Annotated in this window: 7 protein-coding genes; 3 read left to right on the forward strand and 4 right to left on the reverse strand. The window is 44.2% G+C overall.

All coding sequences use genetic code 11. The features are described 5' to 3' along the window. Window positions 1-170: 170 nt before the first annotated feature. The 3 genes from ACEYKX_RS00480 to ACEYKX_RS00490 are packed head-to-tail and all read right to left on the reverse strand — an operon-like array spanning window position 171 to window position 5141. On the reverse strand, window positions 171-3278 hold the full coding sequence (locus ACEYKX_RS00480; RefSeq protein ID WP_373766981.1) for an efflux RND transporter permease subunit: 3108 nt from the start codon (window positions 3276-3278) through the stop codon (window positions 171-173). A gap of 11 nt (window positions 3279-3289) precedes the next feature. Then, the gene (locus tag ACEYKX_RS00485) at window positions 3290-4498 is read right to left on the reverse strand and encodes an efflux RND transporter periplasmic adaptor subunit (RefSeq protein WP_373766982.1); all 1209 of its coding nucleotides are present in this window, start codon (window positions 4496-4498) and stop codon (window positions 3290-3292) included. A gap of 22 nt (window positions 4499-4520) precedes the next feature. Further along, window positions 4521-5141, reverse strand: a complete 621-nt coding sequence (locus tag ACEYKX_RS00490; protein ID WP_373780351.1) for a TetR/AcrR family transcriptional regulator — start codon at window positions 5139-5141, stop codon at window positions 4521-4523. 160 nt (window positions 5142-5301) lie between these two features. Between ACEYKX_RS00490 and purH the strand changes: the two genes are divergently transcribed. Beyond that, window positions 5302-6900: a bifunctional phosphoribosylaminoimidazolecarboxamide formyltransferase/IMP cyclohydrolase gene (gene purH, locus ACEYKX_RS00495; protein ID WP_373766984.1), complete on the forward strand. Its 1599-nt coding sequence runs from the start codon at window positions 5302-5304 to the stop codon at window positions 6898-6900. A 93-nt stretch (window positions 6901-6993) separates the two neighbouring features. Here the strand turns inward: purH and dacB are convergent, their stop codons facing one another. Beyond that, on the reverse strand, window positions 6994-8382 hold the full coding sequence (dacB, locus tag ACEYKX_RS00500) for a serine-type D-Ala-D-Ala carboxypeptidase (protein WP_373766985.1): 1389 nt from the start codon (window positions 8380-8382) through the stop codon (window positions 6994-6996). Window positions 8383-8657: 275 nt separating this feature from the next. Here dacB and greA point away from each other — a divergent pair, with 275 nt between their 5' ends. Next, window positions 8658-9134 (forward strand): transcription elongation factor GreA, encoded by a 477-nt coding sequence (gene greA, locus ACEYKX_RS00505; protein ID WP_373766986.1) that lies wholly within the window; start codon window positions 8658-8660, stop codon window positions 9132-9134. Between the two features lie 137 nt (window positions 9135-9271). Beyond that, window positions 9272-9646: a transposase gene (locus ACEYKX_RS00510; protein WP_373780352.1), complete on the forward strand. Its 375-nt coding sequence runs from the start codon at window positions 9272-9274 to the stop codon at window positions 9644-9646. Window positions 9647-9756: the final 110 nt, after the last annotated feature.

A 9756-nucleotide genomic window follows, 5' to 3' on the forward strand; every position in this document is an offset into this window, starting at 1 on the left:
ACAAACGCCTGTTTTATGTAAAAATTTAGCAAAGTTTAGCAAAAATCAAGTTTTGCGAGGGAAACACTGATATAAAACACAACAAGCGGTCGGTTCTCCTTCAAAATTTGCAAATTTTGGGGTGAAACCGACCGCTTGTTTTATTTGGCTATTATAAGAGACTGTCCGCCTTAGTGGGCGTTATCGCCTCCGACTTTGGCATATTTTGCTTCGTCAAACTCCGGTAACGGTTTATGTTCACTGGCAAGGAACGTATAGATGACCGGCAAGACGAACAAGGTAAAGAGCGTACCGATACCCAAACCGGCAACAATCACCATACCGATACTGAAACGCGCCACCGCACCGGCGCCTGCCGCATAAAGTAACGGAATCAAGCCCGCAATCATCGCCGCCGTCGTCATCATGATCGGACGTAAACGAATGGTTGCCGCATGGAAAATCGCTTCACTACGCGATTTGCCGTGAAGAAGTTGCTCTTCTTTCGCCACTTCACACATCAAGATACCGTGTTTGGTGATTAAACCGACAAGCGTAATCAACCCAACCTGAGAGTAAATGTTCAGTGTTGAACCGGCAACCCCTTGAATGCCAAGGATGTTCATCACTAATAACGCGCCGCTGATTGCCAACGGAACAGAAACCAAGATCACCAACGGATCGCGCCATGATTCAAATTGAATCGCCAACACGATATAGATAATGACCACCGCCAAGGCAAAGGTAAACATCATTGCATTACCTTCTTGAACGTATTGGCGTGCTTCGCTTAAAAAGTCGTACTGATAACCTTGCGGTAAGCTTTGATCCAATTCCGCTTTTGCCCAGTTGACCGCATCACCGATTGACCCCGACACAACGCCTGAAATGGTGGCGGAGTTAAGTTGGTTCATACGTGATAATTTTGACGGCTGGGTAGTGAGCTCCATCTTCACAAATGAGCCGAGGGGAATCGATGCACCGCTGCTCGTCGTCACATAATATTTCATCAAATCTTCCGGATTGAGACGATCTTGACGAACCGCTTGCGACACGATTTGATAAGCGCGGGAATCAATATCTACACGGGTAATGGTTGCGCCTGAAAGGAAAGCGCCGAGTGAGTTACTGACTTGCTGCATGGTTACGCCGTAGGTTCCCATTTTTTCACGATCAAACGTCATATTCATGGTCACCGTATCAAATTTCAAATCTAAGCTTGAGAAGAAAAATTGACCCGATGCCTGCGCTTTTTTCAAGAAATCCGCCGCCACTTCCGCCAATTTGGAATAGTCATTTGCAGAAGTAATCACCACGGAAAACGGCAAACCGCTTTCTCCCGTTGAAATTTCAGGGAAAGAGATGGCATTAACGTTCATCGCAACGACGTTTTTACCCAATGCCGCCACGTCTTGTGAGATTTGTGCCTGACTACGCTCTCGATCATTCCAATCTTTGAGTGAAATCACGGTAAAGGCACTGTTATACCCGTTAAAACCGGCAACATTCATCAGCGCAGAGACTTCCGGAATTTGGCGCACCTTCTCTTCAAACGGTTTGAGCGCTTCTTGAGTATAATCCAAGTTAGTATTTGACGGACCGGTAGAAAATCCGATGACAACGCCACGGTCTTCCGTCGGTGCCACTTCAGTAGAAAGTGAACTAAATAAAAACGGTAATGTGGTAAAAATCGCAATCGCAAAGATCAGCATAAAGCGACGTACGGACATTACCATCGTCAACATATTGGTATAACAGGACGTCATTTTATCCAACATACGATGAATAAATTGGACAAAGCGCCCTTCTTCGCCCTCTTTATGCTCTTTTAAAACACGGCTTGACATCATCGGAGAAAGCGTTAACGCCGCAATTCCCGAGATGACTACCGCGCCGGCAAGGGTGAGTGCAAATTCTTTAAATAAAGAACCTGTTACTCCTGTCATTAACGCCATCGGAGAATATACCGCCGCTAAGGTAATCGTCATCGAAATGACCGGTAAGGCAATTTCACGCGTACCGATAATCGCTGCATCAAATGGCGTTTTCCCTTCTTTTACGTGGCGTTCTACGTTTTCTAAAACAACAATCGCATCATCCACCACAAGCCCGATCGCTAAGATCAACGCGAGAAGCGTTAATAAGTTGATGGAGAAGCCCATCATTTGCAGAATGAACAGTACTCCAATCAATGAAATCGGGATAGTAATAACCGGCACAATCATTGCTCGTAGGGATCCTAAGAACAGGATAATAACGACCAACACGATCACGGTTGCTTCACCGATAGTTTTCACCACCTCTACAATCGAACTATTAATTGCGATGGTTTTATCATACATAATTTGCCCATCGATTGATGCCGGTAAGTTTTTCTGTAACTGCTCAAACATAGGGTAAATATTTTTTGCCACAGTAAGTGTATTTGCCGTTGTTGCGGCAGTAACAGCTAATACGACGGCGTCTTTACCGTCTGCCGTCGAACGGGCGGAGTCTGAAGATTTGTCCAACTCCACGGTTGCTACATCTTTTAACTTGATTTGTTGACCGTCCGAAGTCGTGGAGATCGTCACGTTTTCCAGTTCGGCAATGGAAGGCGTGGTGGATTCCACTTTATTTTTATAAATGGTGTAATAACCGTTTGCATTACCTGCTGCTGTTTGTAGATTATTGGCGTTAAGCGAAGATAAGACGGTTGCGCCCGACAAATTATAGGCAGCCATTTTGTCCGGATCCAACCAAATACGTAAACCGAATGTTGAGCCGCCAAAAACATCCACGCTCGACACCCCGTTTACCGTAAAAAATTGCGGCTTCACCACACGGTTAATATAGTCGGTTACCTGCGACGAATTCAATTCATCCGACACAAAACGGATAAACATCATTTGATCCATCGAACCGGTAGAAACACTGATACTCGGATCATCGGCTTCACTCGGTAGATTCGAGCGAATAGCATTAACCTTCGCCGAAATATCGGAAAGCGCTGCATTCGGATCAGTGTTTAACTTCATTTTTGCCGTTACCGTCGTAGTACTCGGTGAGCTGGATGACGTCATGTAGTCGATATTATCCGCCTGCGCAACCGCTTCCTCAATTTGGGAGGTAATCAGCGCTTGCATCAAACTTGAATCCGCCCCTGAATAATTGACTTCAACGGTCACAATAGATATCGTCATTTCAGGATATTCACGCACCTGTAAACTACTGATCGATTGTAAGCCCAAAATGGTAATTAAAAGGCTGATACAAACCGCCAACACAGGACGTTTAATAAAAATATCGGTAAATTTCACAGCTTGCCTCGCTATAATTTGGTATTGGTTGCAGGAGCCGTTACCCCGACAGGTTCTTGCTCGGAAATGATCACTAATGAATTATTACTTAAACGTTGCATCCCGCCGGTGACAATCACATCACCTTTTTTCAACCCTTTACTCAGCTGTGAATAAATTCCTCTACGATCCTTGGTTTTCACCTCAGCCTGTTTAACACGATAGATTTTATCCAGCACCAAGCTCGGATTTTGCTCAGCCATTTTACTCACGATCGCTTTATCTTCCTCAGACAACGGCTGTAATACATATACGCTCTCACCATACATGGTATAGGCGACGGCAATTTGAGGAACCACCGTCTGTTCATATAACGTAGGCAATGCGACATTTAAACGCGCAAACATACCTGACAGTAATTTATCCTGCCCTTCCTCAACCACGGCTTCCAAATTAATTAACCCGGTGGATTTGTCTACCGCAGGATCAATCGCAATAATACGTGCCGGGAAGGTTCTACCCGGTAAAGCATCAATAGTCGCCGTCACTTTTTGACCGATAAAGATACTTTCTAAATCCGTTTGCGGCAGGGTGAAGCGAATTTTCATCGAGCTCTGATCTTCTACGCGTACAATTTCCGTACCTGCCGTAATATATTGCCCGACATTGACATTCACAATACCGGCAATACCGTCGAAAGGCGCATAGATTTGGCGACGCGCGATCTCTGCTTTCAACGATTCAATGGTTGCCACTAGCTGGTTATAGGTCGATTGTGCCGAATCCAAATCTGCTTTCGATGCACTGTTTGACGCGACAAGGTTACGGTAACGGTTATAGCTGGCTTGTGCCGCCGGTAATTGTGCTTCACTGGCTTTTAAACTTGCACGTTCCACCGAACTGTCAATTTCAACCAACAGTTGACCTTTTTTCACTCTCTCACCGGATTTCACCAATACCTTGGTGACTGAACCGGCGGTTTGTGCACTAATCATCGCACCTTGATTCGGACGAATAGAACCAACGGCAGAAATAACCGGGGTCCATTCACGTCCGCTCACTGTCATTACCGTGACAGGGTTAACGGATTCCGGCATATGTAATGCCGCTTCCGCTTTTTTACTCGCGATAAATTGTTGCATGCCGACCACACCGCCGAATACGATGAGGACAATCAACAAGATCAACACCATAACAAATTTCTTGCCTCTACCTATTGGCTTCTGTGCTTCTGTTGTCATAATTTCTCCATATAAATTTTGATTAAATCGTTATTGCTTTCCAAGTTCGAAGAACGGTTTCTTCCAAAATCGCCTCAGAATAGACTTCACCTAATATAAGTTGCTGACGCATCAGCTCCCAAACCGTATGCATGCTGATGGCAAATAGCACAAACGGAGGTAGCAACGCAATCACACCGCTTTCTTGCCCTTGCCTCACAAATTTATTCCATGTAGTCTCTTCCGATTTCAAACATTCCAACATGATCGTTTGAAACTGCGGCAATGATTCGTATTGGTGGATATTTTTGACAATATCCGGTTTGCTCAACATAAATTGCCACGTATCACGCCACATCTGCTTATACTGTTCAAAAAGCGGTAAGGTCGGATCATGTTTACTGTCCACTGCCGTATGAAAAGCATCAAAAAGGTATAATACAAGCTGCTGTAACAAACTTTCTTTGTCTTTAAAATATAAATAAATCGTCCCCACGGAGACACCGGCTTCTTTAGCTATTTTATGCGTAGATATATTTTGTACGCCTTCTTTTGCCATTAACCGATCTGTAGCATTTAGAATACGAACGGCAACTTCATTTCGCGGTAGAATTTCGTCAAACATAAAAAATGGGTCTATCAAGGTTACTGAACGGTCGTTCATTTTACTGTTAAAATATTTTTTTCGCAAAAGATTAAAATCAAGGTTTTGTAAATAATAGCTTTGCGCAAACGTTTGCTTTATAATCTCGCCGTTTTTTTAATTCCCTCGCGATGTTAAACGAGGAATTTCACTTTTTAATTTGATATCAAAGGAACCCATAATGGCTCATCGTCCAATCCAACAAGCATTATTAAGTGTGTCTGACAAAACAGGCATTGTCGAATTTGCCCAAGGCTTAGTTCAACGTGGTGTAAAACTACTCTCAACAGGTGGAACAGCAAAATTACTCGCAGACCGCGGTTTACCCGTGACCGAAGTATCGGATTACACCGGCTTTCCGGAAATGATGGACGGACGTGTCAAAACCTTACACCCGAAAGTTCACGGTGGGATTTTAGGTCGTCGTGGCACAGACGATGAAGTGATGGCACAGCATGGCATTGAACGTATTGATATGGTTGTGGTAAATCTCTACCCATTTGCAGCAACGGTTGCTAAACCGAACTGTACCCTTGAAGATGCGGTCGAAAATATCGACATCGGCGGACCAACAATGGTGCGTTCTGCAGCGAAAAACCATAAAGATGTTGCGATTGTCGTCAATAACAACGATTTTAACGCCATTCTTGCTGAAATGGATCAAAATCAAAACTCACTTACTTTAGAAACCCGTTTTAACCTTGCAATCAAAGCCTTTGAACATACCGCTCAATACGATTCCATGATTGCCAACTACTTCGGACAAAAAGTACCACCGTATCAAGGTGCTGAGGAAGAAGATATTACCCAAGTTTGCGGACAGTTCCCACGCACGTTAAACTTAAATTTCACCCGTAAACAGACCATGCGTTACGGTGAAAACAGCCACCAAAACGCCGCATTCTATGTCGAAAACGAACTCAAAGAAGCGTCTGTGGCAACCGCAGTTCAACTACAAGGCAAAGCCCTTTCTTACAACAACATTGCCGACACTGACGCAGCCCTTGAATGTGTCAAAGAATTTAATGAACCGGCTTGTGTGATCGTTAAACACGCCAACCCTTGCGGTGTCGCTCTTGGCAAAGATATTTTAGAAGCCTATAACCGAGCTTACCAAACCGACCCAACCTCTGCCTTTGGCGGCATTATCGCCTTTAACCGTGAATTAGACGGCGAAACAGCACAAACGATCGCAGATCGCCAGTTTGTTGAAGTGATCATCGCCCCAACCATCTCTGAAGCAGCCAAAGAAGCCTTAGCGAAAAAGAAAAACGTTCGTGTATTAGAATGTGGAGAATTTAGCGAAGCACAACCACGTTTAGACTTCAAACGTGTCAATGGTGGCTTATTAGTTCAAGATGCCGATCAAGGACAAGTGTCTGTTGAAGATTTACAATTTGTGTCTGAACGCAAACCAACCCAAGAAGAACTAGACGATTTACTCTTCTGCTGGAAAGTGGCGAAATACGTCAAATCCAATGCGATTGTCTATGCCAAAAACAAACAAACAATAGGTATCGGAGCAGGACAAATGAGCCGAGTATATTCCGCGAAAATCGCAGGTATTAAAGCGGAAGACGAAGGCTTACAAGTGGTAGGCTGTGTCATGGCATCTGATGCCTTCTTCCCATTCCGTGACGGCATTGATGCAGCGGCAAAAGTCGGTATTACCTGTGTGATCCACCCGGGCGGTTCAATGCGAGATCAAGAAGTGATCGACGCCGCCAACGAACACGGAATGGCAATGGTATTAACCGGTATGCGCCATTTCCGCCATTAAACAAGCGGTTTGATTACACCAATATTTTACACATTGAAAAGGCGCTCGGTTGAGCGCCTTTTTTGTAAAATAGTGATGTGAAACGACCGCTTGTTAGTCGTTATACAATGCCATATAAAGTGCATTTTCAAATTGAGTCAAAGGTGCCCGTTTCGTTTTGCTTTCCAATTCCCCCGTTGAATAACCGTTGATAAACTGCACGAAAGCAATACGTTCTCCACGGGCATTGGTCATAAAGCCGGCTAAATTATATACACCTTTGAGCGCCCCGGTTTTGGCAATCATATTTTTTGCCAGCGGCTCCGAAGAGATCGAACCACGCCCTGAAATAGTACCGTCCACCCCGGCGATCGGAAAAGTTTCAAATAACTTGAACGTCGTTTCGTTTCCTGCAATCGCTTCCAATGCCTGAAGCATCGTTTCGGCACTGACTTGATTATGGCGGGAAAGTCCGGAACCATCCGCCACAACGCTATTTCCAAATTGCACATCCGCCTGATTTTTCAGGACATTACGCAAACCTTGGCTTGCCAACGGAAATGTCGCCGGACGGTTATACTGTTTGTTGGCAATGGTTCTAAACAGGGCATCGGCAATTTGGTTATCCGATTTTTTCATCATTTTCGTCAATAACGTCTGCAATGGTGCCGAATAATGCTCCGCCAACAAGGTACCTTGCTGAGGTTTCATTAGTTGTTGGATTTGTCCGTTAAACTGAATACCGACTTTTTTCAGGTTTGCGGTAATCAAATTCGCCCCGTAACCGGTCGGATCTTGCACGGCAAAACTTAATCCGAACGGTTTGGTTTGTTTTGCCAAACAGCCGCGAATTTGATAGCGGTTGTTATCGTTCACAATGGCATCCAATTGACAATAACCGGCTTCGGCTTTATCCACGACATAAGCGGAGCTAAAAACCTGAACCGGATAAGCGGAAGGTATATCCACTTGAATCAAGCTTCCCGTCGGCTGATTGGCGTCCAAATTCACGTAAAAGCAGTTGTTATCAACATTCACCGCCGCCGGCGGTGCGCTAAAGCAAATGGTCAAATCATTCCATACCCACCCGGACGCTTTATCGTGACTGGCGAATACGGAGGTATCCATAATCAAGTTCCCCTGAATTTGATGAATCCCCTGTTTTTTTAATTGGGAAATTAATTGGAATAACTGACCGCTTGTTAAATCCGGATCACCGGTAAATTTGGCGATCAAATCGCCTTTTAGTACCCCGTTTTGTACACTACCGTTCGTCAACAATGCCGTCTGAAAGCGAAAATCATCAGGTAACGCCAATTTCGCCGCCAACGCGGTGAATACTTTTTGCGTACTCGCCGGCAGCATAAAGGTTTTGCTCTGGTATTCGGCGATGATTTGGCCGGTATCCAAATTTTTGGCAATAAAACCGACCGACGCGCCCTGCGGTAATGTGGAAATTAATGAAGACACATCGACATTTGCTTGTGTGAGTGTCGGGAGCATCAATGCGGAGAGAAAAAAAGAGCGGGTATATTTTGTAAAACGTAAACTCATAGTGACAGTTGCTATTTCTTTAAAGAAGTTGAATAATAGCCACTTGAAAACTATTCGTAAACCATTATCTCGAAAAGTTAGCCTGATATTGATTCATCACAGACTTTTCGGGATTTTATACCAACACATTTAACCGTTACGTTGCCAAAACAGCCTATTTTTCAAGGTTTCCCTGTCAAATAACTGTTTTGGCACAACTTTTTTGCACATTTGAAGGATAAAGAATGAAACAAATTCCAATGACAGTACGCGGCGCAGAATTATTGCGTGAAGAGCTTGATTTCTTAAAAAACGTGCGCCGCCCTGAAATTATTAACGCCATTGCCGAAGCCCGTGAACACGGTGATTTGAAAGAAAATGCGGAATACCATGCCGCCCGAGAGCAGCAAGGCTTCTGTGAAGGTCGCATTCAAGAAATCGAAGGTAAGCTCAGTAATGCCCATATTATTGACGTTACAAAACTGCACAATCACGGCAAAGTGATTTTTGGCGCCACCGTCACATTGCTTAATACGAAAACCGAAGAAGAAGTGACTTACCGTATTGTCGGTGATGATGAAGCGAATATTAAAGAAGGATTAATTTCGGTCAATTCGCCGATTGCACGCGGGTTGGTCGGCAAAGAAATCGATGATTCGGTCAATATCAAAACCCCCGGCGGTAATGTGGAATTCGACATCGTCGATGTGGAATACCTTTAGTTCTTTTCATCCCGACAACCGTAAAGGTTAACGGACAAGCGGTCGGTTCGGCTGACTATTTTGCAAAAAATCCACCGAATCCGACCGCTTGTTGATCTGCACCCCAAAACTTGGACACCTAATTTGAGGTGCAGATTATGTCCCATCCTTATCAATTTCGTTTAGACATTATCAAATTGGTCATCGAGCAGGATGTTGGTATCCGCGAGGTGGCAAAACTTCATCACATTCCCCATTCTGTAGTAATTCATTGGCTAAAAGCCTTTCGTGAAAGAGGACTTGATGGCGTAAAATCCCCTTATAAAAAGCCTCAACCCCCGAAAATAGTGAAACCGAAAATGAAAAAGAAAGAAATTGAAGTGCCGGAGCCAACCGACCTTTCGCCCCAAGCGTTTAAAAAGTTGCAACGAGAGTTGGCTTATTTACGAGCGGAGAACGCTTACCTAAAAAAGTTGGAGGAGTTAGACCGTCAAAAACAACAGCAGAAAAAAGAGAAATCATCGAAGCGTTAAAAACAAATCATACATTAAATGATTTGCTTCGCGTGGCTAAAATGCCGCGTTCAACCTTTTATTATCAACAGGTTAAGCGCGATTACACACAAGCGAAAGAGGCTATTTTG

Origin of the sequence: Glaesserella sp. (genome assembly GCF_041817755.1) — a bacterium.
Lineage (GTDB): Bacteria > Pseudomonadota > Gammaproteobacteria > Enterobacterales > Pasteurellaceae > Glaesserella.

Excerpts from the sequence above, each read along its gene's own strand:
- ACEYKX_RS00490 (WP_373780351.1), bottom strand. The coding sequence starts at position 5,141 with ATGAACGACCGTTCAGTAACCTTGATAGACCCATTTTTTATGTTTGAC.
- ACEYKX_RS00485 (WP_373766982.1), bottom strand. The coding sequence starts at position 4,498 with ATGACAACAGAAGCACAGAAGCCAATAGGTAGAGGCAAGAAATTTGTT.
- greA (WP_373766986.1), top strand. The coding sequence starts at position 8,658 with ATGAAACAAATTCCAATGACAGTACGCGGCGCAGAATTATTGCGTGAA.
- ACEYKX_RS00510 (WP_373780352.1), top strand. The coding sequence starts at position 9,272 with ATGTCCCATCCTTATCAATTTCGTTTAGACATTATCAAATTGGTCATC.
- dacB (WP_373766985.1), bottom strand. The coding sequence starts at position 8,382 with ATGCTCCCGACACTCACACAAGCAAATGTCGATGTGTCTTCATTAATT.
- purH (WP_373766984.1), top strand. The coding sequence starts at position 5,302 with ATGGCTCATCGTCCAATCCAACAAGCATTATTAAGTGTGTCTGACAAA.